At 65.4% G+C, this 26272-nt stretch carries 27 protein-coding genes; 12 read left to right on the top strand and 15 right to left on the bottom strand.

Annotated features, from left to right (window positions below; all coding sequences use genetic code 11):
* The first annotated feature begins 1 nt into the window (after position 1).
* The 3 genes from EJ067_RS24320 to EJ067_RS24310 all read left to right on the top strand — a co-directional run bounded on the left by EJ067_RS24320 (position 2) and on the right by EJ067_RS24310 (position 1965).
* Positions 2-778: an SDR family oxidoreductase gene (locus EJ067_RS24320; RefSeq protein WP_126087741.1), complete on the top strand. Its 777-nt coding sequence runs from the start codon at positions 2-4 to the stop codon at positions 776-778.
* Positions 779-913: 135 nt separating this feature from the next.
* The gene (locus EJ067_RS24315; RefSeq protein ID WP_126087740.1) at positions 914-1558 is read left to right on the top strand and encodes a TetR/AcrR family transcriptional regulator; all 645 of its coding nucleotides are present in this window, start codon (positions 914-916) and stop codon (positions 1556-1558) included.
* A gap of 170 nt (positions 1559-1728) precedes the next feature.
* Positions 1729-1965, top strand: coding sequence for a DUF680 domain-containing protein (locus tag EJ067_RS24310; protein WP_126087739.1), 237 nt, complete (start codon positions 1729-1731; stop codon positions 1963-1965).
* Between the two features lie 190 nt (positions 1966-2155).
* Here EJ067_RS24310 and EJ067_RS24305 read toward each other — a convergent pair whose 3' ends face one another.
* From EJ067_RS24305 to EJ067_RS24280, 6 genes are all read right to left on the bottom strand, one after another.
* Positions 2156-2380: a hypothetical protein gene (locus EJ067_RS24305; protein ID WP_126087738.1), complete on the bottom strand. Its 225-nt coding sequence runs from the start codon at positions 2378-2380 to the stop codon at positions 2156-2158.
* A gap of 189 nt (positions 2381-2569) precedes the next feature.
* Positions 2570-3148, bottom strand: coding sequence for a sarcosine oxidase subunit gamma (locus tag EJ067_RS24300; RefSeq protein WP_126087737.1), 579 nt, complete (start codon positions 3146-3148; stop codon positions 2570-2572).
* On the bottom strand, positions 3141-6149 hold the full coding sequence (locus tag EJ067_RS24295; protein WP_126087736.1) for a sarcosine oxidase subunit alpha: 3009 nt from the start codon (positions 6147-6149) through the stop codon (positions 3141-3143). The genes EJ067_RS24300 and EJ067_RS24295 overlap by 8 nt, the downstream gene beginning before the upstream one ends.
* Positions 6146-6442, bottom strand: coding sequence for a sarcosine oxidase subunit delta (locus EJ067_RS24290; protein WP_126087735.1), 297 nt, complete (start codon positions 6440-6442; stop codon positions 6146-6148). Before EJ067_RS24290 ends, EJ067_RS24295 begins: the two co-directional genes overlap by 4 nt.
* A 10-nt stretch (positions 6443-6452) precedes the next feature.
* Positions 6453-6875, bottom strand: a complete 423-nt coding sequence (locus tag EJ067_RS24285) for a hypothetical protein (RefSeq protein WP_126087734.1) — start codon at positions 6873-6875, stop codon at positions 6453-6455.
* Positions 6875-8128, bottom strand: coding sequence for a sarcosine oxidase subunit beta (locus EJ067_RS24280; protein WP_126087733.1), 1254 nt, complete (start codon positions 8126-8128; stop codon positions 6875-6877). Before EJ067_RS24280 ends, EJ067_RS24285 begins: the two co-directional genes overlap by 1 nt.
* Positions 8129-8392: 264 nt before the next feature.
* Between EJ067_RS24280 and EJ067_RS24275 the strand changes: the two genes are divergently transcribed.
* The 6 genes from EJ067_RS24275 (at position 8393) to EJ067_RS24250 (ending at position 13495) form a co-directional block, all read left to right on the top strand.
* Positions 8393-9151, top strand: coding sequence for an SDR family oxidoreductase (locus EJ067_RS24275; RefSeq protein WP_126087732.1), 759 nt, complete (start codon positions 8393-8395; stop codon positions 9149-9151).
* A 110-nt stretch (positions 9152-9261) separates the two neighbouring features.
* Positions 9262-9648: an SET domain-containing protein-lysine N-methyltransferase gene (locus tag EJ067_RS24270; RefSeq protein ID WP_126087731.1), complete on the top strand. Its 387-nt coding sequence runs from the start codon at positions 9262-9264 to the stop codon at positions 9646-9648.
* 177 nt (positions 9649-9825) lie between these two features.
* The gene (gene rpsU / locus EJ067_RS24265; RefSeq protein ID WP_027165252.1) at positions 9826-10092 is read left to right on the top strand and encodes a 30S ribosomal protein S21; all 267 of its coding nucleotides are present in this window, start codon (positions 9826-9828) and stop codon (positions 10090-10092) included.
* Between the two features lie 132 nt (positions 10093-10224).
* Complete coding sequence (locus EJ067_RS24260; RefSeq protein ID WP_126087730.1) at positions 10225-11076, top strand: tetratricopeptide repeat protein; 852 nt, start codon at positions 10225-10227, stop codon at positions 11074-11076.
* Between the two features lie 260 nt (positions 11077-11336).
* Positions 11337-11810 carry a DUF992 domain-containing protein gene (locus EJ067_RS24255; RefSeq protein ID WP_126087729.1) on the top strand — a complete coding sequence of 158 codons (474 nt, stop codon included), beginning with the start codon at positions 11337-11339 and terminating at the stop codon, positions 11808-11810.
* 233 nt (positions 11811-12043) lie between these two features.
* Positions 12044-13495, top strand: a complete 1452-nt coding sequence (locus tag EJ067_RS24250; protein WP_126087728.1) for an MFS transporter — start codon at positions 12044-12046, stop codon at positions 13493-13495.
* On the opposite strand, the gene coaBC is transcribed toward EJ067_RS24250, so the two are convergent.
* From coaBC to ubiE, 3 genes are all read right to left on the bottom strand, one after another.
* A complete protein-coding gene (coaBC, locus tag EJ067_RS24245; RefSeq protein WP_210211669.1) occupies positions 13492-14964 on the bottom strand; it encodes a bifunctional phosphopantothenoylcysteine decarboxylase/phosphopantothenate--cysteine ligase CoaBC in 1473 nt (490 codons plus the stop codon). The two genes, EJ067_RS24250 and coaBC, sit on opposite strands and share 4 nt — an antisense overlap.
* 73 nt (positions 14965-15037) lie before the next feature.
* Positions 15038-16612: a 2-polyprenylphenol 6-hydroxylase gene (ubiB, locus tag EJ067_RS24240; RefSeq protein ID WP_126087727.1), complete on the bottom strand. Its 1575-nt coding sequence runs from the start codon at positions 16610-16612 to the stop codon at positions 15038-15040.
* A 43-nt stretch (positions 16613-16655) separates the two neighbouring features.
* Positions 16656-17432 carry a bifunctional demethylmenaquinone methyltransferase/2-methoxy-6-polyprenyl-1,4-benzoquinol methylase UbiE gene (gene ubiE / locus EJ067_RS24235; protein WP_126087726.1) on the bottom strand — a complete coding sequence of 259 codons (777 nt, stop codon included), beginning with the start codon at positions 17430-17432 and terminating at the stop codon, positions 16656-16658.
* A 169-nt stretch (positions 17433-17601) separates the two neighbouring features.
* On the opposite strand from ubiE, the gene EJ067_RS24230 reads away from it, so the two are divergent.
* The 3 genes from EJ067_RS24230 to EJ067_RS24220 all read left to right on the top strand — a co-directional run bounded on the left by EJ067_RS24230 (position 17602) and on the right by EJ067_RS24220 (position 20032).
* Positions 17602-18576 (top strand): adenosine deaminase, encoded by a 975-nt coding sequence (locus tag EJ067_RS24230; protein ID WP_126087725.1) that lies wholly within the window; start codon positions 17602-17604, stop codon positions 18574-18576.
* A gap of 154 nt (positions 18577-18730) precedes the next feature.
* Entirely contained in the window at positions 18731-19360 is a 630-nt protein-coding gene (upp, locus tag EJ067_RS24225) for a uracil phosphoribosyltransferase (protein ID WP_067002624.1), read from the top strand.
* Positions 19361-19465: 105 nt separating this feature from the next.
* Positions 19466-20032 (top strand): TIGR02281 family clan AA aspartic protease, encoded by a 567-nt coding sequence (locus EJ067_RS24220; RefSeq protein ID WP_126087724.1) that lies wholly within the window; start codon positions 19466-19468, stop codon positions 20030-20032.
* Positions 20033-20040: 8 nt separating this feature from the next.
* Here the strand turns inward: EJ067_RS24220 and deoA are convergent, their stop codons facing one another.
* From deoA to EJ067_RS24190, 6 genes are all read right to left on the bottom strand, one after another.
* Complete coding sequence (gene deoA, locus EJ067_RS24215; RefSeq protein WP_126087723.1) at positions 20041-21357, bottom strand: thymidine phosphorylase; 1317 nt, start codon at positions 21355-21357, stop codon at positions 20041-20043.
* Complete coding sequence (locus tag EJ067_RS24210) at positions 21357-22163, bottom strand: purine-nucleoside phosphorylase (RefSeq protein ID WP_126087722.1); 807 nt, start codon at positions 22161-22163, stop codon at positions 21357-21359. The genes deoA and EJ067_RS24210 overlap by 1 nt, the downstream gene beginning before the upstream one ends.
* Entirely contained in the window at positions 22160-22552 is a 393-nt protein-coding gene (cdd, locus tag EJ067_RS24205) for a cytidine deaminase (protein WP_245468034.1), read from the bottom strand. The genes EJ067_RS24210 and cdd overlap by 4 nt, the downstream gene beginning before the upstream one ends.
* 73 nt (positions 22553-22625) lie before the next feature.
* On the bottom strand, positions 22626-23597 hold the full coding sequence (locus tag EJ067_RS24200) for an ABC transporter permease (RefSeq protein WP_126087720.1): 972 nt from the start codon (positions 23595-23597) through the stop codon (positions 22626-22628).
* A gap of 1 nt (position 23598) precedes the next feature.
* A complete protein-coding gene (locus tag EJ067_RS24195; protein ID WP_126087719.1) occupies positions 23599-24738 on the bottom strand; it encodes an ABC transporter permease in 1140 nt (379 codons plus the stop codon).
* Complete coding sequence (locus tag EJ067_RS24190) at positions 24735-26267, bottom strand: ABC transporter ATP-binding protein (protein ID WP_126087718.1); 1533 nt, start codon at positions 26265-26267, stop codon at positions 24735-24737. Before EJ067_RS24190 ends, EJ067_RS24195 begins: the two co-directional genes overlap by 4 nt.
* Positions 26268-26272 lie beyond the last annotated feature (5 nt).

Raw genomic sequence — 26272 nt, 5'->3', positions numbered from 1 at the left:
CATGGGTCGTTTCGATGGAGCGACGGTGCTGATTACCGGTGCGACCGGCGGCCTCGGCAGCGCCGCGGCCAAAGCCTTCGCCGCCGAGGGCGCGCGGCTGGTCCTTTCCGATCTCGACGAAGCGGCGCTCGGCGATTTCGCGGCTACGCTTGGCGCCAAGACAGCGCTGCTTGCCGGCGACATCGCCGACGAGAAGCTATCCGAGGATCTGGTGAAGCTGGCGGTGCAGGAATTCGGCCGACTGGACATTGCCGCCAACAATGCCGGCATCGTGCACGCTTTCGTGCGCCTGCCGCAGGTGACCTCGCAGGAAGCGCGCCGGGTGCTCGAGGTCGACCTGCTCGGCGTCTTCTACGCCATGAAGCACCAGATCCCGCAGATGGAGCGCCAGTTCAAGGAAAGCGGCAAGGGCGGCGCCATCATCAACATCGCCTCGGTCGCCGGTCTCTCCGGCGCGCCGAAGCTGTCGGTCTACGCCGCCGCCAAGCATGGCGTGATGGGGCTGACACGGTCGGCTGCGGTCGAATACGCCCGCAAGGGGATACGCATTAACGCGGTCTGCCCGGCGCACACGAGGACGGCGATGGTCGACGGCTTCGTGCGTTCCACCGGCGCGCCGGAGGCGGAAGCGCTTGCCGATATCACCCGCGGCGTGCCGATGAAGCGCGTCGGCGAAGTGGACGAGATCGTGACCGGCATCCTCTATCTCGCCGACCCCGCCAACTCCTTCATGACCGGCCACGCGCTGGCGCTTGACGGCGGCATCGGCGCGATCTGATTTCGGAAAAGCGGTCCGGAATTGCGTCGGAACAAAGCGTTGGGGCCTACCTTGGGGAACCAGGCCGCTCCCTTGTCCGTTTCCGTACAGCGTATATAACTTCGTCAGGCAACCAATCAAAAAGGCAGGCGGACATTGCCGCTGAGCGTTCAGAAACGCCGAGAGAAGCAGAAAGCCGAGCTTCGCTCCGAACTGGTCGACGCGGCCCACAAGCTCGTCCAGGAAGAAGGCTACGAGGGCCTCACCATCCGCAAGCTGGCCAAGCGGGTCGGCTACGCGCCGATGTCGGTCTATTCCTATTTCGCCGACAAGCAGGACATCCTGTTCGCGCTGGCCGAGGACGCCTTCGAGACGCTTGCCCGTCGCATCGAGGAGCATTCCTCCGATGACCCGATCGAGGCGCTGCGGGCGGTGATGACCGAATACGCCGCCTTCGGGCTCGGCAATCCCAATGAGTACCGTACCGTCTTCATGACCGAGAAGACCAAGCTGCCGGAAGGCCGCAGCTACGAGGACATGGAAGAGGGCAACCCGGCGATGAAGGTGCTGATCACAAGGGTCGAGGCCTGCGTCGCCGCCGGCAAGCTCAAGGGCGACCCGCGCGCCATCGCCACCATGCTGTGGACCGTCGGCCACGGCACGATCTCGCTGCTGATCACCTTTCCCTTCTATCCGTTCGGCGATCCCCAGGCCTATGTGAAGCGGATGTGCGACTTCATGCTGGCCTCGTTGTCGGCACAGGACATACCCCCGCTCACCGAAACGCCCGTCAACTGCTGATCGGCCATCTTTGACCGTTTTGCCATCCGATCGCTTGATCCGCGGCGGTGAATTCCTACGTTCAAGAAAATTTGTCGTACGCGTACAAATTGCCCCTTGAATTCAGCTTCCGTTAACCGTATATGTACGCTGTATCGTACATGTACGGAAAGATTGACCGGAGACGGAAGATGAAAAAGACAATCCTCGCTCTCGCTGCCGTGCTGGCTTTCTCGGGCGCCGCTTTCGCTGGCGCGAACCAGCCGGCCAAGCAAATCCCTGCGGCCTGCGCCCAAACGCACACCAACGTGACACTCGACTGCACCGCGACGGGCTCGGTCGACAAGGCCGACGCCGTCAAGACCCAGACGACCAAGGGCCCGCGGCTGGGCATGGACGTGAACCCGTGGTTCGTGCCCGGCCTCTAGTGCGTTTCACCGTTTCACGGAAACCGCGAAACGCCCTATCTTCTTGTTTTTACGCAATTCCGGACGGAAAACCGCTCACACTTTTTCTGGAATTGGCCTAGGCGACGCTAAAAACGGAAACGAAAACGGGCGGCATTGGCCGCCCGTTTTCGATTATACCGGCGCTCCCGAACGCCGGAGGCGAACGGTACTATTTCTTGCGCTTTTTCTTTTGCGGCGCCGTCTTGGCTTTGGCCGGCTTCGCAGGCGCGCCCGTAATCGAAGTGCTGGTAACCGAAACCGGATCGCTGGCCGGGAATGTGTCCTCGAGGCCTTCCTCGAGTTCCTCATCCTCGATGTCGTGATGCCGCTCCCGCTCCAGCGAACGGACGGCCGCGGTCTTCTTGGGCGACTTCGGCGCGGATTTGGACAGCATCGGCTTCTCCCTCGCTAGAGCAATTCCGGGAAAAGTGTGAAACGGTTTTCGTCCGGAATTGCGTGAAAACAAAGAGATAGAACGGTCTGGCGTTTCCATGAAACGGTGAACCGTTCTAGTCGCAAACAACGGCGATGGATCGGCGATGGTTCCTGCGACGCCGCCTCCGGTTAACTGCGGGCGGGAAAATCAGTTCGCCGCGTCGCCTGCCGCTTCCGACAGCAAAGTAAAGACATAGTCCGAGAAGGAACGCCAGCACTCCACCCGGAACGCATCCGCCGCGGTGCGCAGCAGCACGATCTCGGACTTGCCGAGAATGGTGCGCGACGCCGCCCCGACCGGGAATGCTTCGAGCGACAGGTCTTGCGGGCAGCCGGAATTGACCGTCACGGCGGCCGCCGGCCCGGTGACCGAGATGGCGACGTTGCGATGCGAGATGCCGACCGCCGAATGCAGCGCCGAGACCTTCGCGCAATCGGCCAGCGGGTCGTTGCCGGCCTGGTCGATGACCAGCCACTCGTCCGGTCCGAGCCACAAGGCGGTGCGTCCGCCCTTCGCGGCCGAGCTTTTCGGCTTCGCCGGCAGCGTCACGCCGAGCGCCTTGGAGAGCGCGGCGAGCGAAGCCTCCGGGGCGCGCAACGAGATGCGTTCGGCCGGCGGCAGGATCTCGACCTTGACGTCCGGCGCCGACAGCGCGCGGCCGGCAAGCGCAGGACGCCGCTCGGCCGAGGTTTCGGCGGCTTTTGTCGTAGCGGCAGCCTTAGCCATTGAGGCGTTCTCCCTTCTCGTCGACGAACACCATGCCGGTGACCTCCACCTCGATCGTGCCGTTCGGCATCGGCACGTAGAGCGTCTTGCCCATCTTGTCGCGGCCGCCGGCGACCAGCGCCAGCGCGATCGAGCGCCCGCAATTCTCCGACCAGTAGCTGGAGGTGACGTGGCCGATCATCTTCATCGGGATCGCCTGTTTCGGATCCTCGACGATCTGCGCGCCCTCTTCCAGCACCACCTTCGGGTCCTTCGTCTTCAAGCCGACGAGCTGCTTGCGGCCCTTGGCGACGAGGTCCGCACGCGCCATGCCGCGGATGCCGACGAAGTCGGTCTTCTTCTTGCCGACCGCCCAGTCGAGCCCGGCATCGTTCGGCGTCACCGTGCCGTCGGTGTCCTGGCCGACGATGATGTAGCCCTTCTCGGCGCGCAGCACGTGCATCGTTTCGGTGCCGTAGGCGGCCGCGCCATGCTTCTGGCCTTCGGCCCACAGCGCCTCCCAGACGGCCTCGCCGTAGTCGGCCGGCACGTTGACTTCGAAGCCGCGCTCGCCGGTGAAGGACATGCGGAAGAGCCTGGTCGGCACGCCGCAGATCTTGCCCTCGCGCACCGACATATGCGGCAGCGCTTCGTCCGACATGTCGATGCCTTCGACCAAGGGTTCGATAATTTTCCGCGCGCTCGGCCCCTGCACCGCGATCACCGCCCATTGTTCGGTGATCGAGGTCAGCCAGACGTTGAGATGCGGGAATTCGGTCTGGAGGTAGTCCTCCATATGGTGCATGACGCGCGGCGCGCCGCCGGTGGTCGTCGTCACGTGGAAGCGATCCGGCGCCAGCCGGCCGACGACGCCGTCGTCATAGATGAAGCCGTCCTCGCGCAGCATGATGCCGTAGCGGCAGCGGCCGGGCTCCAGCTTCTCCCACGGGTTGGTGTAGAGCAGCTCCATGAACTTCGCCGCGTCTGGCCCGACCACCTCGATCTTGCCGAGCGTCGAAGCGTCGAACAGGCCGGCCGACTTGCGCACCGTCACGCATTCGCGGTTGACGGCGGCGTGCATGTCCTCGCCGGCTTTGGGGAAATACCAGGCGCGCTTCCACTGGCCGACATCCTCGAAGACGGCGCCCTTCGCGGCTGCCCAGCCATGGGTGGACGTCCGCCGGGTCGGATCGAACAAGGCGCCGCGCGCGTGCCCGACGATCGAGCCGAAGGTGACCGGCGTATAGGGCGCGCGGAACGTGGTGAGGCCGACCTGCGGGATCGGCTTGCCGAGCGTCTCGGCCGCGATCGCCAGGCCGTGCATGTTCGACGTCTTGCCCTGGTCGGTCGCCATGCCGTTGGTGGTGAAGCGCTTGACGTGCTCGATCGAGTGCATGCCCTCATGCACCGCCTGGCGGATGTCCTTGGCGGTGACGTCGTTCTGGAAATCGACGAAGGCCTTGACCGTCGTGTCCGGACCGGCGCCGGGCGCGGCGCCCAGCATGCCGCGCGACCAGCTCTCGCTGGCGTCGACCTTCGGCTTGGCGCCCTTGCCGGCCTTGACGCTGGAATCCTTGCCGCCGGCCTCCTTCGCCGCCTTGGCGCCGGCCGCATAGGCCTCGTCGACCGTCGCGTCCAGCCCGTCGGTGCCGTTGCAGGCGCCGACCGAGACGCAGTCCTGCGCATAGGTTCCCGGCACGAAACGCCGCGTCTCCTCGTTGAAGGCGACCTTGCCGCGCGACTGCGAGAAGAGATGCACCGACGGCGTCCAGCCGGCCGACATCAGGATGGCGTCGACGGGAATAGTGCGCTCGCCGCCGCCATTCTTCGGCTGCACGGTCATCGAGGAGACGCGCAGCTTGCCGCCGGCGCGAACCACCGCGCGGCCGAAATTGATCTCGATGCCGAGCGCTCTCGCCTCGTCGATCACCGGCCCCGACGGGTTGTCGCGCAGGTCGACGATGGCCGCGACATTGACGCCCGCCTTCTTCAGGTCGATCGCGGCCGCGTAAGCCGAGTCGTTCGCCGTATAGACGCCGACATTCCTGCCGACCGCGACGCCATAGTGGTTGAGATAGGTGCGCGCAGCCGACGCCAGCATGATGCCCGGCCGGTCGTTATTGGCGAACACCATGTGGCGCTCGATGGCGCCGGTCGCCAGCACGACGCGCCCGGCGCGGACCTGCCACAGGCGCTCGCGCGCCAGCTCGCGGCCAGGGGATCTGAGATGATCGCTGACCCGCTCGACCAGCCCGACGAAGTTCTGCGCGTAGTACCCGAAAGCAGTGGTGCGCGGCAGCACCCGGACATTGTCCATCGCCTTGAGCTTCGCGACCGCGGCTTGCGCCCAGGCAAAGCCATTCTCGCCGTCGATCCTGGCGCCGCTCTCGAAGCGCAGGCTGCCGCCGAACTCCGCCTGCTCGTCGGCGATGATCACCCTGACACCGGTTTCGGCGGCGGCAAGCGCTGAGGCAATGCCGGCGACACCGCCGCCCAGCACCAGCACCTCGCAATGCGCGTAACGCGCGGCATAGTGGTCGGGGTCCGGCCGATCCGGCGAAACGCCAAGGCCAGCCGCCGCGCGGATCTTCGGCTCGTAGAGATTCTTCCAGGCCGACTTCGGCCACATGAAGGTCTTGTAGTAGAAGCCGGCCGAAAATAGCGGCGAGGCGATGTCGTTGACCGCGCCGACGTCGAAGGCAAGCGATGGCCAGCGGTTCTGCGAATGGGCGGTCAGCCCGTCATAGAGCTCCTGCACGGTCGCCCGCACATTCGGCGTCTTGCGCGCGTCGTCGCGCACGATCTGCACCAGCGCGTTGGGCTCTTCGGCACCGGCCGACAGGAAGCCGCGCGGCCGGTGATATTTGAAGGAACGGCCGACCAGATGCACCCCGTTGGCGAGCAGCGCGGAGGCGAGCGTGTCGCCATCGATGCCGGCATAAGACTTGTCGTCGAAGCTAAACGAGGCGGTCTTGGCCTGGCTGAGGCGCCCGGCGCCGGAAATGCGGAAGGCGGCGTTCATTTCGAGGCTCCAGGCAGCTTCGCAGGCTTCGGCTCGCCGGCCTTGTAGGTCATGACGAACCTGTCGGTGACGGTGTCGCGCACGGCGTTGAAAAAGCGCGCGCAACCATGGATGTGCCGCCAGCGCTCATAGATGACGCCCTTCGGGTTCGAGCGGATGAAGAAGAATTTCTCGAAATCGTCGTCGCTCTCGCCGGCGATGTTGGTCGAGCGCGCGATATGCGCCTCGCCGGTATTGCGGAACTCGAGTTCCGGGCGCTCTTCCTCGCAATAGGGGCAGCGGATGAGAAGCATCTGGTTGATCCTACAATTCGCCATGGCCGACACGGGCGCCGGCCGGTTGATCGCAAAGCCTCTGGCCGAGCGCCGCGAAGGGCGTCACGAGCCGCATGCGTTCCTCGACATTGGCCGAGGGTTTGAACAATGCGCGGTTCGCCATGTTGCCGAGCGTCAGCTGCATCGGGTCGGTGGTGACGATGACGCCGCGCGGATGAAAGGGCTCGCCCTCTGGCAGGCTCTTCGGCCGGTTCTCGAAGAACATCACCACCTTGCGGCCGCCGCTCCAGACGCAGGTGAGCATGCCGTCATCGACCGAGAACGGCCAATCCGCCTCGTGATCGGCCCGGCTGATCGCCTGGAGCCGCACCTCGCGGGGCGACGGTATGTGAAAAAGCCCCTGCTCGCCGGCAAGCACCAGCGGCATGGCGACAGCCATCTCGGCCATCATCAGTGCGCCACCGCCGCCGCCGCCGCCTCGTCGATGAGACGTCCGGTGCGGAAGCGCTCGAGCGTGAAGGGCGCGTTGATCGGGTGCGGGTCATCCCTGGCGATGGTGTGCGCGAAGACATTGCCCGAGCCAGGTGTCGCCTTGAAACCGCCCGTGCCCCAGCCGCAATTGACGTAGAGGCCCTTGACCGGCGTCTTTGCCAGGATCGGCGAACGGTCGGGCGTCACGTCGACGATGCCGCCCCAGGAGCGCAGCATCTTCATGCGCGTGAAGATCGGGAACATCTCGCAGATGGCGTCGAGCGTGTGCTGCAATATGTGCAGGCCGCCGGTCTGCGAATAGGAAATATACTGGTCGGTGCCGGCGCCGATGACCAGCTCGCCCTTGTCGGACTGCGAGATATAGGCGTGCACGGTGTTCGACATGATCACGCAGGGCACAACCGGCTTGACCGGCTCCGACACCAGCGCCTGCAGCGGATAGCTTTCAAGCGGCATGCGCACCCCGGCCATGTCCATGATCACCGACGAATGACCGGCTGCAACCACGCCGACCTTTTTGGCGCCGATGAAGCCGCGCGTCGTCTCGACGCCGGCGATCGCGCCGTTGGCCGCGCGCTTGATGCCGGTGACCTCGCAATTCTGGATGATGTGCACGCCGCGCGCCGAGGCGCCGCGCGCATAGCCCCAGGCGACCGCGTCGTGGCGCGCCGTGCCGCCGCGCCGCTGCAAGGCCGCGCCCATCACCGGATAGCGCGCCTCCCTGGCGATGTTGAGCGGCGGACAGAATTCCTTCGCCTGTTCCGGCGTCAGCCATTCATTGTCGATGCCGTTGAGCCGGTTGGCGTGGATGTGGCGCTTGAACACCTGGACGTCGTGAACATTGTGCGCGAGCATCATGACGCCGCGCGCCGAATACATGACGTTGTAGTTGAGCTCCTGGCTGAGCCCGTCCCACAGCTTCAGCGCATGGTCGTAGATGCCGGCGCTCTCGTCATAGAGATAGTTGGAGCGGATGATGGTGGTGTTGCGGCCGGTGTTGCCGCCACCGAGCCAGCCCTTTTCCAGCACCGCGACATTGGTGATGCCGTGCTCGGTCGCCAGATAATAGGCGGTGGCCAGGCCGTGGCCGCCGGCGCCGACGATGATGACGTCGTATTCCTTCTTCGGCTCAGGCGAGGTCCACTGCTCTTCCCAGCCCTTGTGGCCGCGCATCGCCTCTCGGGCAATGGCGAATACCGAGTATTTCTTCACGTTGTAGCCTCGCGCCAAAAATCGCGGATTTGCGGCCGGGCATCCCAGCCTCGGCGCGCGAGGAGTATCACTAGCGAAACTGCGCCGCCATCCTTGCGCTGTTTGCGACGGCGCTTGCCGTTTTGCGCCGTGGCATCCACAGGCGAGCAACCAAGCCACGCGGCACAAACCCCAATGCAGCTTTCGGGTGGCTCGGACCGCCGCCATTTGTGACCAAGCGTCCAATCGCTGGCAAGGCCGGCACGAAAGAAGGATGCTCAGAAGATGTTCGCACTGACAGACAAGGTCGCCATCGTCACCGGCGCCAGTTCCGGCATCGGCCGCGCCACGGCAAAGCTGTTCGCCGCAGAGGGCGCCAGTCTGGTCATCGCAGCCCGGCGCAAGGCAGAGCTCGACCTCTTGGTCGACGAGATCGAGGAGGCCGGCGGAAGCGCAGTCGCGCTTGCCGGCGACGTCCGCGACGAAGCCTATGCCAAGGCCCTCGTCGATCTCGCGGTCGAAAAGTTCGGTGGCCTGGACATCGCCTTCAACAATGTCGGCGCTGTCGGGCAGATGGGATCGATCTCCGAGCTGTCGCTCGATGGCTGGCGCGAGACGCTCGATACCAACCTGACCAGCGCGTTTCTCGGCGCGAAATACCAGGTGCCGGCGATGATCGAGCGCGGCGGCGGCTCACTGATCTTCACCTCCACCTTTGTCGGCCACACCGTCGGCATGCCCGGCATGACCAGCTACGCGGCAAGCAAGGCCGGCCTGATCGGACTGATGCAGGTGCTGGCGGCCGAATACGGACCACAGGGGTTGCGCGTCAACGCACTATTGCCGGGCGGCACCGACACGCCGGCGGCGACATTCAAGACACCGGAATCGCGGGCCTTCGTGGAAAGCCTGCATGCGTTGAAACGTGTCGCCGAGCCCGAAGAGATCGCCCGCTCGGCGCTTTTTCTCGCCTCCGACGCATCGAGCTTCACCACCGGCACGGCGCTGTTTGCCGATGGCGGCGTCTCGATCAACCGGACGTGATCCGCCATGCGGACGGCAGGCATGCTCATCCGCTGGAATCTCGCGATCGCGGTCTTGCATTCCGGTCCGTTTTGACGATTTTCGTTTCCGTCGAAAATCGGACCGGAACCATGCTGCTGATCAGAACCTATGTCGCCCAGAGCGCCATCGAAGGCGTCGGCGTGTTCGCCGCCGAGCCGATCAGGAAAGGCGCCTCGATCTGGCGGCTCGACCCCGATTTCGACCGGCTGATCCCGACGGAGAAATACGAGGCGGCGCCGCCCCATCTGCGCGAGCTGCTCGACCGCTATGCCTATCCGAGCCCGGACAAGCCCGGTTTCATGGTCTATGAGGTCGACAATGGCCGCTTCATGAACCATTCCGAGCGGCCGAACACGGATTTTTCGCAGTATGGCGGCGCCACGGCCATCCGTGATATCGCCGCCGGCGAGGAAATCACCTGCGACTATGGCGAATTCTTTGAGGATTTCGCCCGCCTGCATCTGGCGACGGCTTAAGCCCGAGCAGGCGAGACCCAGCGATCCGGCTTCCGATCGCGGTTTCCTGCAATCAACGGTGGACAGGACGGCGTGATTCTGCTATCAGCCGCCACAATTCGCGGTGCAACCCGCCGCGGAGGCATAACGGCTATGGTCGTTAGCCTGTTGATTTCAAACCCGAAGACAGGATTGCACGTGCAGGTACTCGTCCGCGACAACAACGTTGATCAGGCGCTTCGCGCGCTGAAGAAGAAAATGCAGCGCGAAGGTATCTTCCGCGAAATGAAGATGCGCGGTCACTACGAGAAGCCGTCCGAGAAGCGCGCCCGTGAGAAGGCGGAAGCCGTGCGCCGCGCCCGCAAGCTGGCCCGCAAGCGCGCTCAGCGCGAAGGCCTGCTGCCGATGACCCCGCGCCCGGCTCCGGCTGGTGCTGCCGGCGCATCGCGCTCGCCGCGCTCATAACGCCAATTTTTCGTCCTTTTCGAAGGATACCGAGGGTGGCGCGATGCGGAATCGCCGCCACCCTTTTGTTTATGCATTCGAGCCGGTTCGGAGAGGGAACGGACTGACGGCGCCCCGGCAGTGAGGACAAAGATGAACGCAATTTCCGTGGAGCGCAGAACCGCTTTTCGCGGCTTCGCCCTGACGGCGGCCCTGCTTTCGGGCCTGGCCCTTGCAGCATGCCAGACGACCCCGACGGGTGAGTTCAACAACATCGACAAGGCGCAGGGCTCGAGCGAGAACATCTCCTCGCTGTCGGCGGTGATCCAGCGCAACCCGCAGGATCCCGAGGGCTACAATGTGCGCGGCTCGGCCTATGGCCGCGGCGGCCAGTATCAGGCCGCGCTGAAGGACTTCGACAGCGCCATCCAGCTCAACCCGAGCTTCTACCAGGCCTATTCGAACCGCGCGCTCATCCAGCGCTTCCTCGGCAACCAGGAAGCAGCCCTCGCCGACTACAACAAGTCGATCCAGATCAACGCCAATTACGATGCCGCCTATATCGGCCGCGGCAATCTCTATCGCAAGGCGGGCCGCACCCAGGATGCCTTCAACGATTTCCAGAAGGCGATCCAGCTCGATACCACCGACGCCCGCGCCTACCACAACCGCGGCCTGATCTATCAGAGCCAGGGCCAGCATAAGTTCGCCATCGAGGATTTCTCGACCGCGATCTCGCTCGCGCCGGACGCCGCCGAGCCCTACAACGGCCGCGGCCTCTCCTATCTGGCGACGGGCGACGAGGACAACGCCTTCAGCGATTTCAACATGGCCATCAAGCTCGACGGCAAGAATGCCGAGGCCTGGGCCAACCAGGCGCTGATCTACGAGCGGCGCGGCGACAAGGCAAGGGCCGCCAAGTCCTACCGCGAAGCGATCCACCTCGACCCGAACTACCAGCCGGCCAAGGACGGCCTGTCGCGCACCGGCGGCAACGCCAGCTGACGGGATGCCGGCGCCAGCCAGCGCAGGTCGCCCGAACGCCTGAAGCCGTTTAATGTGAGCGCTTCAGGTGCCGCACGCCTGCTCGTCGCCGGCGATGGTGGCAGTGTTGCGGTATTGAGACACCGATAGCGATCCGTTAACCGCCAACGGCAATGCGCCAAGGCTTGCCATTCTCGCGCCAAGTTTTCGGCGGAACGCTCCACGCACCTCGACCGTTAAATCGGGGCTAGTTTTCGAATTTTGCGAAAGGGACCTTCCCGATGATCAAGAAGCTTGTTTGTGCCGCGGCGCTGGCCACCACGGTCCTCGCCTCCCCCGTCAGCGCCGGCACGCTCCGGCTCGGCACGCTCGACTGCACCATCGACGGTGGCGTCGGTTACGTCATCACCTCCAACAAGGGCGTGTCCTGCGTCTTCCGCCCCTACCATCACGGTCCGTCCGAGCTCTACACGGGCATGATCTCCAAGCTCGGCGTCGATGTCGGCCAGACGCATCAGGGCCAGCTCGTCTGGGCGGTGCTTGCCGCCACGCGCAGCCATGACGCGGGCGACCTCGCCGGCAGCTATTACGGCGTCAACGCCGAGGCCAGCGTCGTGACCGGCGGCGGCGCCAACCTCCTGGTTGGCGGCCTGAACGGCGCCTTCATGCTGGAGCCGCTGAGCGTCCAGGCGCAGACCGGCGTCAATCTGGCCGTCGCGGTGGCCTCGCTGGATCTCGTCCACTCCTACAAGTGAAGCCTTTCAATCAGTCGTTTTGATTGGAACGGATGCGGCCCGGGACACTCGTTCCGGGCCGCATCCTTTTGGCGCGGACCGCCTGTGTGAATTCGTGGCTCTGCCCAATCGCGATTGCGCTGAAAAAGTCTCTTGAGCTCAACCGCCCTTGAGGTTCTACAAGCCCTGCCGAACTGGATCTGGCGCTTCATTCGAAAAACGGGTGAGGCTGCGGAAACAGGCAGGAGATCGGCGTGACGGCAGCAGGCGGCAATAAGGCGGGCGTAAACAAGGTGGATTGGCAGGCGCTGTGGGCGAGCGGCGACCTGGCGCGCTTCTGCTTCGTCAGCCTGGGCATCCTGCTGCATGCCACCAATGAGACGATGGTGGCGACGATCATGCCGGCCATGGTCGGCGAGCTGGCCGGCGTGCAGCTGGTCGGCTGGTCGCTGGCGATCTACGAGCTTGGCGCCATTGTCGCCGGCGCCGCGGCCGGCAGGCTGGTCAGCTATGTCGCGCTGCGCTCCAACATGATGGTCGCCGCCCTGCTCTACGCGACCGGCGCGCTGATCTGCGCCACGGCCCCCTCGATGCCGCTGTTCCTCGCCGGGCGTCTGGTCGAGGGCCTCGGCGGCGGCGCACTTGTGTCGCTGGCCTTCGTCTCGGTCGAGCGGCTGTTTCCCAGCACCATCTGGCCGCAGCTCTTCGGCATCATGTCGGCGATCTGGGGCGTCGCCGCCTTCAGCGGGCCAATGCTCGGCGCGCTCATGACCGAGTTCCTGTCGTGGCGCTGGGCTTTCGGGTTCTTCACCTTAGGCGGCGCGGCGATGGCGCTGGCAAGCTTCATCGTGCTGAACACGCCCGAGGCGACGAAGCCGCGGGCGGGCAGCGGCACGGCGCCGCCCTTCCCCTATCCGGCGCTCGCCTGTCTCGCCATCAGCGTGGTGCTGATCGCAGCCGCCGGCATCGACATCGCCCTGTTGCGCTCGTCGCTGCTGCTCCTCCTCGGCCTGGTCGGCCTGGCCCTGTTCTTCCGCATCGATGCCCTCTGGCCGCGCTCGCGCCTCTTCCCGTCTCCCTTGTTCTCATGGCGCTCGCCGCTTGGCTCGGGCATGACCATGGTCGCGGCCTTCTCGGTCGCCACCTGCACCTTCACCATCTACGGGCCGCTGCTTCTGACCACGCTGCACGGTATTCCGATCCTGACCACCGGCTACATCATCGCTGCCGAATCCATCGCCTGGTCGATCCTGTCAATCCTGATCGCCAACGCGCCGCTCGAACGCGAGCGGCTGATCATCGTCGTCGGCGCGCTGATGATCGCCTCGGGTCTCGCCGGCTTCGCCTACACCATACCGGCAGGCTCGATCCCGCTGATCCTGTTCTGCGCCCTGCTGCAAGGGGGCGGCTTCGGCGTTTGCTGGCCGTTCCTGACGCGCGTCATTGTCGCCTCGGCCCGGGAAGGCGAGCAGACGATCGCGTCGGCCGCCGTGCCGACCATGCAGCGCATCGGCTACGCGGTGGGCGCAGCGCTTGCCGGCATTGTCGCCAACGCCAGTGGCTTTTCGGAAGGCCTCAATGGTGAAGCGGCCGCGGGCGTCGCCGGGTGGCTGTTCCTCGCCTTCGTGCCGCTTGGCATCCTGGGCTGTATCGCTGCTCTCTGGATTGCCGTTCCGGCCATGCGGCCTCGGGAGGCAACCAGCTAAACCACGATCGTTTTCAGCCGCTCGGCGATCAACGCGGCGAGCCGCGCCGCCACCTCGTCCTTGCCCATCTCCGGCCATTCCTCGACGCCGGACTTGGAAACGATGCGCACCTTGTTGCGATCGCCGCCCATCACGCCGGACGGGCCGATGCCGCTTTCATGCGAGACGTCGTTGGCGACGATGAAATCGGCGCCCTTTTTCTTCAGCTTGGCCTCGGCATTGCCGATCAGGTCCTGCGTCTCGGCGGCGAAGCCGACGACGAGGCCCGGCCGCTTGATGTGATGGCCGACTCCCGCGAGAATGTCGGGATTCTCGACCATCTTGAGTGAAGGCGGTCCCTCGCCCGCCACCTTCTTGATCTTCTCGCCAGCGGCACCGGCCGTGCGCCAGTCGGCGACCGCGGCGACGAACACCGCCGCATCCGCCGGCAAAAGGTGCTCGACCGCTTCCTTCATCTCGGCCGCGGTTTCGACATGCGTCGTCGTGACCCCGGCCGGATCGGCGATACTGACCGGACCGGACACCAGCCGGACGTCGGCGCCGAGCTTCGCCAGCGCGGCCGCGATCGCATGGCCCTGCTTGCCGGACGAGCGGTTGGCGATGTAGCGCACCGGGTCGATCGGCTCATGCGTCGGCCCCGACGTGACGATGATCCTGCGGCCCGCAAGCGGCTTTGGCTTCTCGTCGAGCATCGCCTCGATCGCGGCCACGATTTCCAGCGGCTCGGCCATGCGGCCTTCGCCGGCCTCGTTGCTTTCGGCCATCTCGCCCCTGGCGGGGCCGACGAAGGCGACGCCGTCCTTCTGCAGCGCCGTCCGGTTGCGGCGCGTCGCCGGATGCGACCACATTTTCGGATTCATCGCCGGCGCCATCAGCACCCTCTTGTCGGTCGCCAGAAGCACCGTCGAGGCAAGGTCGTTGGCATGGCCGTTGGCGAGCTTCGCCATCAGGTCGGCGGTGGCCGGCGCCACGACCAGAAGGTCGGCCTCGCGCGACAGCCTTATGTGGCCGACATCATGCTCGTCATTGCGGTCGAACAGCTCGGTGAAGACATGGTCGGCCGAAAGCGCGCCAACCGAGAGCGCGGTGACGAATTCCTGCGCGGCGGCCGTCATCACCACGCGAACGGATGCGCCGCGTTCACGCAGGCGCCGGATCAGGTCGAGCGCCTTGTAGGCGGCGATACCGCCGCCGACGATGAGCAGGATGCGCTTACCAGAAAGCGTTCCGCGAGTCGCCAGCCTGCTAGATTCGGCAGAGGGGGGCGTTGTTTGCTGGCCGGGCTCGGTCAGCGCACGCAGCGTCTTCTCGATCTGGCCGATGCGGTCGGCCTGTCCTGCCCGGCCTTCAACCGCCGCCCGGATCATCGCCCGCGCCTGCTCCTCCATCGAGCAGCCATTTTCGGCCGCCAGTTGTCGCAGCAGGTCCTTGACCTTATCGTCGAGGTTGCGGATCGTGATGCTGGCCATCTGATTGCGCCCACCTCAAACTGTCGCTAGCAATGATAGCAATGCAATCAGACCGCGGCAAGGCGGATGGCGGTCAGAAAATCCGCCAGGCGATATAAGCCAGCGTCAGCGCGATGACCCAGAGCGCCAGGCGGCCGGAGCGGGTATGGCGCGCCTCGGCCTTGCCGATGGCGCGCGCCGTCGCCTCGTCGAAGCGCAGGCCATGTTCGGCCATCAGGTCGATTTCGCGCGACAGCCGCTCGCTGCGGGCCGCAATGTCCGGCGCCTGCCTGGCCAGCGCCACCAGTGCCTTGCCGGCGTCGCGCGCATCGGTGAGCATGCCGCGCGGGCCGAGATTGCTGGCGATCCAGTCGCTGACCACCGGCTCTGACGTCTTCCACATGTTGAAGGCCGGATCGAGCGTGCGGGCGACGCCCTCGACCACCACCATGGTCTTCTGCAGCAGGATCAGTTCCGGCCGCGTCGCCATGTCGAAAAGCTCGGTGACCTCGAACAGCAGCGTCAAGAGCTTCGCCATCGAGATGGTCTCGGCCGACTGGCCATGGATCGGCTCGCCGATGGCGCGGATTGCCTGGGCGAAGGCCGAGACATTGTGCTGGCGCGGCACGTAGCCGGCCTCGAAATGCACCTCGGCGACGCGGTGATAGTCGCGCACGATGAAGCCATAGAGGATCTCGGCCAGGAAACGCCGCTCTTTCCTGGCAAGCCTGCCGGCGATGCCGAGATCGACCGCGACGATAGTGCCGTTCGCCTCGACGAACAGATTGCCCGGATGCATGTCGGCATGGAAGAAGCCGTCGCGCAGCGTGTGCCTGAGGAACGATTGGATGAGGTTGGCGGCGATCGCCTTGAGATCGTAGCCGGCGGCGGCAAGGCCGGCCAGATCGTTCATCTTGACGCCGTCGATCCACTCCATGGTGATCACGTCGCGGCCGGTCCGCTCCCAGTCGACCGCCGGCACGCGGAACCCCGGATCGTCCTTGGTGTTTTCGGCGAGCTCGGAAAACGCAGCCGCCTCGAGCCGCATGTCCATCTCGACCTTGGTGGTCTGCGCCAGCGTCTGGGTCACCTCGATCGGCCGCAGGCGGCGCGAGGAGGGAATGTATTTCTCCTGCAGGCGGGCGGCGAGGAAATAGCTCTCGAGGTCGTGGAAGAAGTGGCGGCGCACGCCGGGGCGGATCACCTTCACCGCCACCCGCGACACTATCCCTTCACGAACGACTTCGGCACTGTGCACCTGTGCGATCGAGGCGGCGGCCACGGGCTCGCCGAAGCTCGCATAAAGATCGCCGATCCTGCGCCCGAGCGAGGCCTCGATCGCCGCGATCGCCTCCGCTTTCGGGAAGGTGTGCATCTTGTCCTGCAGCAGGGCGAGATCGAGCGCCATGTCGTTGCCGACGACATCGGGCCTTGTCGCCAGGAACTGACCGAGCTTGACGTAGGATGGCCCCAGCCGCACCACCGCCTGCGCCAGCCGGTCGCCGCGCTGGTGGCGCCTGGCGCGGCGGCGGGTGAGCACGCGCGCCAGCCGCCAGCCGAGCTTCGGCATGCCGGAGAGCTCTTCGCCGGGCAGCGCCGCGACGACGCCCTCGCGGACCAGCACCCAGCCGGCCCTGGCGAGCCGGAAGGCGGCGCCGACGCTGGTCATCGCCCGCCCTGCTTCAAGGCGTCCTGCTTCAAGGTTTGCGGCCTCAAAGCTTCCAGCCCGAATGAAGTGCCGCGATGCCGCCGGAATAGTTGCGGAAAGTGACGCGATCGAAGCCCGCGCGGGTGATCATGGAAGCAAAATTCTGCTGGTTGGGGAATTTGCGGATCGATTCCACCAGGTAGGAATAGGGTTCGCCGTCGCCTGTCACCGCCTTGCCGATTTTGGGGATGGCGTTGAACGACCAGGCCTCGTAGGCCTTGTCGAGCAACGGCATGTCGACCTCGGAGAATTCGAGGCACAGCAAGCGCCCGCCGCGCTTCAGCACGCGAAAGGCCTCGCTCAGCGCGACATCGATGCGCGGCACGTTGCGGATGCCGAACGCGATCGTATAGGCGTCGAAAATGCCGTCCTCGAACGGCAGCGCCTCGGCATTAGCCTCGACGAAATCGGTGTTTTCCGAGAGGTTTTTCTTCTCGGCCCTGTCACGGCCGACTTCGAGCATCGAGCCGTTGATGTCGAGCACCGTGGCATGCGCGTGGCGGTGGCTTGCCTCGATGATGCGGAAGGCGACGTCGCCCGTGCCGCCGGCGACGTCGAGCACCTTCCAGCCCGCCTTTTTGGGAGGATTGAGCCACGCGACCATCGCGTCCTTCCACAGCCGGTGCAACCCGCCCGACATCAGATCGTTCATGAGGTCGTATCGATTGGCCACCTTGTGGAAGACGTCGTTGACGAGGGACTGCTTGTCGCCCGCGCCCACCTTCCTGAAACCATAGGAGGTTTCCATGCCGCCCGCGGCCGTGGTTCTCTCAACTGACATTATTTTGATCCGCCATAAAACCGGCGGGACCATAGCCGATCGATGGGGCCGGCGCTATTGTCCAAAGCGCGGTTTTCGGCCGCGCCTTGGAGACGGGTTCGGGAAGAGTCTCGCATGATTTTTCCGCCCGGAATCGGCGCGAGAACAAGATACCGCACGGGATGGCCGCATGATTTTGAAAGCAGAATTGCACTGCCACATCGAAGGGGCAGCGGCGCCCGACCTTGTCGTCAGCCAGGCCCGCAAATACGGCAAGGACCCTTCGCCCTATATCCAGGACGGCTCCTTCGTCTGGCACGATTTCACCTCCTTCCTCGCTGCCTACGACTTCGCCTCAGACCTGTTTCGCAGCGAGGAGGACTACGCCCGCCTGACCGACCACTATCTCACCAGCCTCGCCCGCGACGGCGCCATCTATTCCGAGATCTTCACCTCGCCGGATCACGCCAGGAAGGCCGGTCTCTCGCCCAAGGCCTATACGGATGCTCTCGGCGAAGGCATGGCCCGCGCCAAGGCCAGGACCGGTATCGAGGGGCGCATGATCGTCACCGGTGTGCGGCATGTCGGCATCGAGGCGATCGAGCAGGCCGCGCGCTTCGCGGCGCGCTGCGGCCATCCGCTGGTGACCGGCTTCGGCGTCGCCGGCGACGAGCGCATCGGCGATTTCGAGGACTATGTGCGGGCTTTCGAGATAGCGCGCGAGGCGGGCCTCGGCATCACCATCCATGCCGGCGAGCTGATGGGCTGGGAAAGCGTCAAGGCGGCGCTCGACCACATCCGCCCGTCGCGCATCGGCCATGGCGTGCGCGCCATCGAGAACCCCGACCTCGTTCGCCGCATCGCCGCCGAGCGCGTGGTGCTGGAATGCTGTCCCGGCTCCAACATCGCGCTCAAAGTGTTCGGCAGTTTTGCCGAGCACCCTTTCCCGGCGTTGCGCGCGGCCGGCTGCAAGGTAACGCTCAATTCCGACGACCCGCCCTATTTCTGGACCTCGCTGAAGCGCGAATACGACATCGCCGCCGAGCATTTCGCGATGGACGACAAGGCGCTTGCCGCCGTCACCAGGACGGCCATCGAGGCGGCCTTCGTCGATCGGAAGACCAAGGCAATGCTGTTGAGCCGGTTGGACGTGAAGGCGCGGTGAGTAGGGAATAGTGAGTAGTCAGTAGTGATCGATTTGGCCGTGTGCGCATCGCGCGGTTGAAGGTTGACGCTTTCCCTCAGTCAGGGACTCGCAAATCGGCTCACTATTCACTACTCACTATTCACTACTCACTGCGAACCAGTCGGAGCACATCATGCAGGGCGTCACCGTCGTCGACCACCCCCTCGTCCAGCACAAGCTGACCATCATGCGCAAGAAGGAGACCTCGACGGCCGGCTTCCGGCGGTTGCTGCGCGAGATTTCGCTGCTTCTCGGCTATGAGGTCACCCGCAATCTCGAGCTGACCACCACCACCATCGAGACCCCGATCGAGGAGATGGAAGCGCCGACGCTGGAGGGTAAGAAACTGGTCTTCGCCTCGGTGCTGCGTGCCGGCAACGGCCTGCTCGAAGGCCTGCTCGACCTGGTGCCGGCGGCGCGCGTCGCCCATATCGGCCTTTACCGCGACCATGAGACGCTGGAGGCGATCGAGTATTTCTTCAAGGCGCCGAGCGACCTCGCCGACCGTCTGGTGATCGTTGTCGACCCGATGCTTGCGACCGCCAATTCGGCGATCGCGGCGATCGACAAGCTGAAAGGCCGCGGCGCCACCAACATCCGCTTCCTCTGCCTGCTCGCGGCGCCCGAAGGCATCGAGCGCTTCACCAAGGCGCATCCCGATGTCCCGATCTTCACCGCCTCGATCGACCGCCAATTGAACGACAAGGGCTACATCATGCCCGGTCTCGGCGACGCCGGCGACCGCATGTACGGGACCAAGTGAGCGCTTTTCTTAACCGCTCGTTTACGAAACGCCGTGGTTCCGGCGCGCGTTAAAGCTGAAAACACCATGTCGGCTTAAGGATCGAGCCTTCACGAAGGCCGATCCATGCTGCGCAAGCTTCTCCTCCTTGGCGTCTTTGTCGGAAGCTCGGCATCGATACCGATCGTCTATCAGTCGAACCCGCAGATGGTCGAAACCCTGCTGAGATCGGCGGTTGCCGCCAAGCCGGCGATCCCGCAGGCGCAGCCGGACGTCGATCTCGCTTCGGTTCCAGCAAAGCCGGCGACGCCGCTGCCGCTCGGCCGGCAGGTGCTGGTCAATGCCGACCAGCGCGGCCATTTCACCTCGGCCTTCAAGTTCAACGGCCGCCAGATCGACGGCATGATCGACACCGGCGCGACGCTGGTTGCGATCAACACCTCGACGGCGCGGCGGATCGGCATCTCGCTCAACCAGGCGGACTTCAGCCACCAGGTGAACACGGCGAACGGCGCCATCAAGGCCGCGGTGGTCACGGTCGACCATCTGCAGATCGGCAAGATCTCCGTCGACAACGTCCAGGCGGTGGTGCTCGACGACCGGGCGCTGCAAACCAATCTGATCGGCTTGAGCTTCCTGCAGCGGCTGCAGAAATACGAAGTCGAGAACGGCGCCCTGCTGCTCGTCCAATAGGCGCGATATTACAGAGGCAGGATCCGCCTGAGCACGGTCTTTTCGGCGGATGGCTTCGAGGCTCCGACCGCATAGGCGGAACGCACCGTCGCGGCGGCAGCCTCGGCGTCCGCTCCGGTCCGCGCGTGGACCAGCGCCAGCGCCTCGCCCGCCCGCACCTCGGCGCCGACCGGCAACAGCCTGGTGAGGCCGACGGCGTGATCGATCCTGTCGTCCGGACGGGTGCGCCCGCCGCCGAGGCCAACGACGGCAAGCCCGATGTCGCGCGTCGCGATCCCGCTGACGAAGCCGTCGTCGGCCGCTTGAACCGCCAACTCCACCGCCGCTTTGGGAAGATATTTTTCCGGATTCTCGACGAAGTCGGCGGGGCCGCCGAGCGCCGTCACCATGCGCGCGAAGACCGCCGCCGCGCGGCCGCCGGCCAGCGTCTCGGCGGCGCGCCTGATCCCGTCCTGGTTGGACGAGACGATTCCGGCCGATTGCAGCATCTCTGCGGCGAGCGCCAGCGTGACGTCCTCCAGCCGCCGGTCGCGGAACCGGCCGGTCAGGAAGTCGACCGCGTTCTTCACCTCGACCGCATTGCCGGCGGCCGAGGCGAGCGGCTCGTTCATGCCGGTCACCAGCGCCGAGGTCTTGAGACCCGCGCCGTTGGCGACCTCGACCAGGCTGTTCGCCAGCGCGACCGCGTCGCGCGACTTCTCCATGAAGGCGCCGTTGCCGACCTTGACGTCGAGCACCAGCGAGCCCAGGCCCGCCGCAAGCTTCTTCGACAGGATCGAGGCCGTGATCAGCGGCACCGACTCGACCGTGCCGGTCACGTCGCGGATCGCGTAGAGCCGGCGGTCGGCCGGCGCCAGATCGGCGGTCTGGCCGATGATGGCGCAGCCGGTCTCGAGCACCGTCTTGCGCAGGCGCGCCACATCCGGCTGGCTGGTGTAGCCGGGAATGGCGTCCATCTTGTCCAGCGTGCCGCCGGTATGGCCAAGGCCGCGTCCGGATATCATCGGCACATAGGCGCCGCAGGCGGCGACGATCGGCGCCAGCATCAGCGAGACATTGTCGCCGACGCCGCCCGTCGAATGCTTGTCGGTGACCGGGCCCGGCAGATCGGACCAGTCGAGCACATCGCCGGAATCGCGCATGGCGATCGTCAGCGCCACCGCTTCCTCGCGGCTCATTCCTTTGAGGAACACGGCCATGGCGAAGGCGCCGATCTGGCCCTCCGAGAGCGTGCCGGCCGTTATTCCCTCGATGAAGGCTGAAATCTCGGGCGCCGAGAGCTTGTGGCCGTCACGCTTGCGGCGGATGATTTCCTGGGGGAGCATCAGCTTTCCGGCAAGCCTTGCTCGAAGACGCGCCGCAGGATCGTCGCCAGCCGCGCGCCGCCGACCGGCGCCATGTCCTTGGTTTCCTGGTGCGAGAGTTCCGCCCCGGTCATGCCCGCCGCCAGGTTGGTGATGACTGAGCAGGCAGCGACCTTGAGGCCGAGGAAGCGGGCAAGGATGACTTCCGGCACGGTCGACATGCCGACCGCGTTGGCGCCCATGACGCGCGCCATGCGGATCTCGGCCGGCGTCTCGAAACAAGGTCCCGAGAACCACATGTAAACGCCCTGGTGAAGCGCGGTGCCGGTTGCCTTCGCCGCCGCCTCGATCGCCTTGCGCAGGCCGGCGTCATAGGCCTCGGTGAGGCCGACGAAGCGGCGGTCGCTCGGCTCGCCGATCAGCGGATTGGAGCCGGAAAAATTGATGTGGTCGGTGATCATCATCACCGAGCCCGGCCCCATCCCGGGGTCGACCGAACCGGCGGCGTTGGTGAGGATCAGATGCGAGATGCCAATGCCGGCAAGCACCTCCAGTGCCGGGCGCATCGCGGCGGCGTTACCATGCTCGTAGTAATGGGCGCGGCCGGACAGCATCAGCACCGGCGTGCCGGCGAAATGGCCGGCAACGACCTCGCCGGCATGGCCGGAGACGCCGCTGCGCGGGAAGCCCGGCAGCTCGGCATAGGAGATGCGCCTCTTGTCCTCGACCTGGTCGACCAGCCCGCCGAGGCCGGAGCCCAGAACAAGCGCCGCGGTCGGGGCCAGCCCGTCCAGTTTCTCGACCAGATGATCCAGCGCTTCCTTCATTTCAAAATATCGCCCCTGAAGCCGTAAGGCAGCATGTCGCCCATGGTGACGGTCTCGACCACGCCGCCATCGTCGCAGAGATAAAGCTTCGTCTCGGGCCGGCAGAACTCCGCCAGCCGCTGGCGGCAGCCGCCGCAGGGCGAGCATTTCGCCATGCGCTCGGCGATCACCGCGATCTCGGTGATCTCGCCGCCGCCGCCCATGATGTAGTGGCCGAGCGCGGTGGTCTCGGCGCACCAGCCTTCGGGATAGGACGCCACCTCGATATTGGCGCCGGCAAAGACGCGCCCGTCCTCGGTGCGCAGCGCCGCACCCACGGGAAACTTGGAATAGGGCGCATAGGCCTTGGCCATCGCCGTCTTCGCCGCTTCGAACAGATCATGCGACATTTGCTTCTTCTCTCCCACGATCTTGTTCAAAAGCCGGTGCCTATGCTGCCGAACCGTTGTTGCAGTCCTGACCTCAGCGTTCCTTGACGTAAGGCACGCCGCCGGCGCGCGGCGGGATCGCCTTGCCGATGAAGCCGGCAAGCAGGACGACGGTGAGCACATAGGGCAGCGCCTGCATGAATTGCACCGGCACCTTGCCTATGATGGGCAGCGGCGAGCCTTGCAGCCGGATCGCCGCCGCGTCGAGAAAGCCGAACAGCAGGCAGGCGAACATGGCGTTGACCGGCTTCCATTTGGCGAAGATCAGTGCGGCAAGCGCGATATAGCCCTTGCCCGCCGTCATATCCTTCACGAAGCCGCCATTCTGCACCATGGAGAGATACGCGCCGGCGACGCCCGTAAGAATGCCGGTGCAGATCAGCGCCCGGTAGCGCAGCCAGGCGACCGAGATGCCGGCGGTGTCGACGGCGGCCGGGTTCTCGCCCACGGCGCGCATCCTGAGGCCGAAGCGGGTGCGGAACAGCACCCACCAGGTGAACGGCACCATGGCGAAGGCGAAATAGACCAGGATCGAGTGGCCGGAGATCAGCTCGGCATAGATCGGCCCGAGGATCGGCACGTCGCGCACGGCTTCGGCGCCGGGCCAGATGATCGCCTCGAAGCGTTCGCCCGGCTGCAGCGCCGGCGTACGGCCACCCTGCTGGAACCAGGCCTGGCCGAGGATGATGGTCGAGCCGGCGGCGACGAAGTTGATGGCGACGCCGGAGACGATCTGGTTGCCGCGATGCGTGATCGAAGCGAAGCCATGCACCATGGCGAAGGCGACCGAGATCAGGATGGCCATGCCGAGGCCGATCAAGGCGGAATGGAAGACGGAAGCTGCCGCGGCGCCGGCGAAGGCGCCGACCAGCATCTTGCCTTCGAGACCGATGTCGAAGATGCCGGCCCGCTCGGAATAGAGGCCGGCGAGGCAGGCAAGCAGCAGCGGCACCGACAGGCGGACGGTGGAATCCAGAACCTGGACGATCGCGTTGAAGACGTCCATCTCAGGCCCCCTTCCCGTTGACCGCCTGCATGCCGACCGATTTCGGGCTGATCGAGGCGAACAGCGCCTGGATATAGGGCCTGAACATGTGCTCCAGCGCGCCGGCGAAGAGGATGACCAGCCCTTGAATGATGACGATCATGTCGCGGCTGATCGCCGGCATCTCGAAGGCAAGCTCGGCGCCGCCCTGGTAGAGCATGCCGAACAGGATCGCCGCCAGAACGATGCCGACCGGATGCAGCCTGCCCATCAGCGCCACCGCGATGCCGACATAGCCGGCGCCCGAGACGAAATCGATCGCGACGTTGTGCTGGTCGCCCATCACCGGGTTGAGTGCCATCATGCCGGCCAGCGCGCCCGAGATCATCATCGCGGTGAGGATGATGCGGGTTTCCGAAATGCCGGCATAGCGCGCGGCTTTCGGGCTGTGGCCGTAAGTGCGCATCTCGTAGCCGAGCCTGGTGCGCCAGATCAGCAGCCAGACCAGGAACGCCATGACCAGCGCCAGCAGGAAGCAGATGTTGAGCGGCGCCGAGCGGATCTTGGCGCCGAACAATTCGAGCATCCAGTTGAGCTTCGGCAATTCCGCGCCGGCAAGGAAATTGCGCGTTTGCGGCGCCTGCGATCCTGCCGGCTTCAACGGACCGACCAGCAGATAGACCATCACCGAGGCGGCGATGAAGTTGAACATGATGGTGGTGATGACGATGTGCGAGCCGCGCTTGGCCTGCAGATAGGCGGGAATGAAGCCCCAGAGCGCGCCGAACGCCGCCGCTGCGACGATCGCCATCGGAAAGATCGCCCACCAGGGCAGCACGCTGTCGAAGCTGAGGCAGACGAGCGCGATGCCGAGGCCGCCGATATAGGCCTGGCCCTCGGTGCCGATGTTGAACAGGCTGCAATGCGCCGCCACCGCCACCGACAGCCCGGTGAAGATGAAGGTCGTGGCGTAGAACAAGGTGAAGGCGATGCCGGTGCCCTTGCCGAAAGCGCCTTCGACCAGGATGACGGCGGCGCGGAATGGATTTTCGCCGACCAGCATGACGACGAAGCCGGCGACGATGAAGGCGACCGACAGATTGATCAGCGGGATCAGCCCATAGTCGGCCCAGGCCGGCAGCTTGGCGTAAGGCGTGCTCATTCGGCGGCCTCCTCGTGCTCGACCCCGGCCATCAGCAGGCCGAGCTCGCCTTCCGTCGCGTCCGGCCCGCGCTCGCCGACGATGCGGCCGGCGAACATCACCAGGATGCGGTCCGACAGCGAACGGATCTCGTCGAGCTCGACCGACACCACCAGCACCGCCTTGCCCTGGTCGCGCATGGCGATCAGCCGTTTGTGGATGAATTCGATGGCGCCGACATCGACGCCCCGCGTCGGCTGGCCGACGATCAGCACGCCGGGATCCTGCTCCATCTCCCTGGCCAGCACGATCTTCTGCTGGTTGCCGCCGGAGAAATTGGCGGTCTTCAGCCGCGGATTGCCGGGACGGATGTCGTATTTCTCGATCTTGTCCTTTGCGTCGGCCATGATGGCATCGACGTTGAGGAGCGGTCCCTTCAGATAGCGCTCGTCGTCGTGATAGCCGAGGATCGAATTCTCGTGCTCCTCGAAGGCGAGCACCAGCCCGACATGGTGGCGGTCCTCCGGCACGTGGGCGAGACCGCGATCGCGCAATTCGCCCGGGTCGGCCTTGCCGGTCAGGTCGACCGGCTTGCCTTCCAGCATGACCTCGCCCGAGACGGCGTGCCTTATGCCGGAGATCGCCTCGAGCAGCTCCGACTGGCCGTTGCCGGCCACGCCGGCGATGCCGACGATCTCGCCGCCACGCACGTCGAAGGAGACATTGTCGACCATGGTGACGCCGCGCTGGTCCTTCACCGTCAGGTTCTTGACCGAGAGCTTTATAGCGCCGGCTTCCGACTGACCCTTCTCGACCCGCAACAGCACGCGCCGGCCGACCATCAGCTCGGCCAGTTCGCCGACCGTGGTTTCCTTCGTCACCCTGGTGGCCACCATGGTTCCCTGGCGCATGACCGAGACCGTGTCGGTGATGGCCATGATCTCGCGCAGCTTGTGGGTGATCAGCACTACCGTCTTTCCCTGCTCCTTCAATTGCTTGAGGATGCGGAACAGGTGGTCGGCCTCGGCCGGGGTCAAGACGCCGGTCGGCTCGTCGAGGATCAGGATCTCGGCGCCGCGATAGAGCGCCTTGAGTATCTCGACGCGCTGCTGCAGGCCGACCGGCAACTCCTCGATGACGGCGTCGGGATCGACCTCGAGGCCGTATTCGCGCTCCAGCCGTTCGAGCTCGGAGCGCGCCTTGGCGATCCTGCTCTTCAGGAGCGCGTCGTTCTCGGCGCCGAGGATGACGTTTTCCAGCACCGTGAAATTGTCGACCAGCATGAAATGCTGGTGCACCATGCCGATGCCGAGCGCGATCGCGTCGTTGGAGGTGTTGATCGACACCGGCTTGCCGCCGACGCGGATCTCGCCGCTGTCGGCCTGGTAGAAGCCGTAGAGGATCGACATCAGCGTCGACTTGCCGGCGCCGTTCTCGCCGACAATGCCGTGGATGGTGCCGCGCGCGACTTCCAGGTTGATGTCGCGGTTGGCACGCACGGCGCCAAAACTCTTGTTGATGCCTATGAGCTCGATTGCGGCTTGCGCCATGCAGC

Source organism: Mesorhizobium sp. M1D.F.Ca.ET.043.01.1.1 (assembly GCF_003952385.1).
Lineage (GTDB): Bacteria > Pseudomonadota > Alphaproteobacteria > Rhizobiales > Rhizobiaceae > Mesorhizobium.
The sequence above is the reverse complement of the archived record's forward strand: the minus strand, read 5'-3'. Positions and strand labels throughout refer to the sequence as shown.

Bases quoted from the DNA above. Each gene is read 5' to 3' on its own strand.
- EJ067_RS24300 (WP_126087737.1), bottom strand. From the start codon at position 3,148: ATGGCTAAGGCTGCCGCTACGACAAAAGCCGCCGAAACCTCGGCCGAG.
- ubiE (WP_126087726.1), bottom strand. From the start codon at position 17,432: ATGTCAGTTGAGAGAACCACGGCCGCGGGCGGCATGGAAACCTCCTAT.
- EJ067_RS24270 (WP_126087731.1), top strand. From the start codon at position 9,262: ATGCTGCTGATCAGAACCTATGTCGCCCAGAGCGCCATCGAAGGCGTC.
- cdd (WP_245468034.1), bottom strand. From the start codon at position 22,552: ATGTCGCATGATCTGTTCGAAGCGGCGAAGACGGCGATGGCCAAGGCC.
- EJ067_RS24310 (WP_126087739.1), top strand. From the start codon at position 1,729: ATGAAAAAGACAATCCTCGCTCTCGCTGCCGTGCTGGCTTTCTCGGGC.
- EJ067_RS24320 (WP_126087741.1), top strand. From the start codon at position 2: ATGGGTCGTTTCGATGGAGCGACGGTGCTGATTACCGGTGCGACCGGC.
- EJ067_RS24285 (WP_126087734.1), bottom strand. From the start codon at position 6,875: ATGATGGCCGAGATGGCTGTCGCCATGCCGCTGGTGCTTGCCGGCGAG.
- EJ067_RS24190 (WP_126087718.1), bottom strand. From the start codon at position 26,267: ATGGCGCAAGCCGCAATCGAGCTCATAGGCATCAACAAGAGTTTTGGC.
- EJ067_RS24200 (WP_126087720.1), bottom strand. From the start codon at position 23,597: ATGGACGTCTTCAACGCGATCGTCCAGGTTCTGGATTCCACCGTCCGC.
- EJ067_RS24305 (WP_126087738.1), bottom strand. From the start codon at position 2,380: ATGCTGTCCAAATCCGCGCCGAAGTCGCCCAAGAAGACCGCGGCCGTC.
- EJ067_RS24210 (WP_126087722.1), bottom strand. From the start codon at position 22,163: ATGAAGGAAGCGCTGGATCATCTGGTCGAGAAACTGGACGGGCTGGCC.
- EJ067_RS24295 (WP_126087736.1), bottom strand. From the start codon at position 6,149: ATGAACGCCGCCTTCCGCATTTCCGGCGCCGGGCGCCTCAGCCAGGCC.
- EJ067_RS24220 (WP_126087724.1), top strand. From the start codon at position 19,466: ATGCTGCGCAAGCTTCTCCTCCTTGGCGTCTTTGTCGGAAGCTCGGCA.
- EJ067_RS24275 (WP_126087732.1), top strand. From the start codon at position 8,393: ATGTTCGCACTGACAGACAAGGTCGCCATCGTCACCGGCGCCAGTTCC.
- EJ067_RS24230 (WP_126087725.1), top strand. From the start codon at position 17,602: ATGATTTTGAAAGCAGAATTGCACTGCCACATCGAAGGGGCAGCGGCG.
- EJ067_RS24255 (WP_126087729.1), top strand. From the start codon at position 11,337: ATGATCAAGAAGCTTGTTTGTGCCGCGGCGCTGGCCACCACGGTCCTC.
- deoA (WP_126087723.1), bottom strand. From the start codon at position 21,357: ATGCTCCCCCAGGAAATCATCCGCCGCAAGCGTGACGGCCACAAGCTC.
- upp (WP_067002624.1), top strand. From the start codon at position 18,731: ATGCAGGGCGTCACCGTCGTCGACCACCCCCTCGTCCAGCACAAGCTG.
- ubiB (WP_126087727.1), bottom strand. From the start codon at position 16,612: ATGACCAGCGTCGGCGCCGCCTTCCGGCTCGCCAGGGCCGGCTGGGTG.
- EJ067_RS24260 (WP_126087730.1), top strand. From the start codon at position 10,225: ATGAACGCAATTTCCGTGGAGCGCAGAACCGCTTTTCGCGGCTTCGCC.
- coaBC (WP_210211669.1), bottom strand. From the start codon at position 14,964: ATGGCCAGCATCACGATCCGCAACCTCGACGATAAGGTCAAGGACCTG.
- EJ067_RS24290 (WP_126087735.1), bottom strand. From the start codon at position 6,442: ATGCTTCTCATCCGCTGCCCCTATTGCGAGGAAGAGCGCCCGGAACTC.
- EJ067_RS24195 (WP_126087719.1), bottom strand. From the start codon at position 24,738: ATGAGCACGCCTTACGCCAAGCTGCCGGCCTGGGCCGACTATGGGCTG.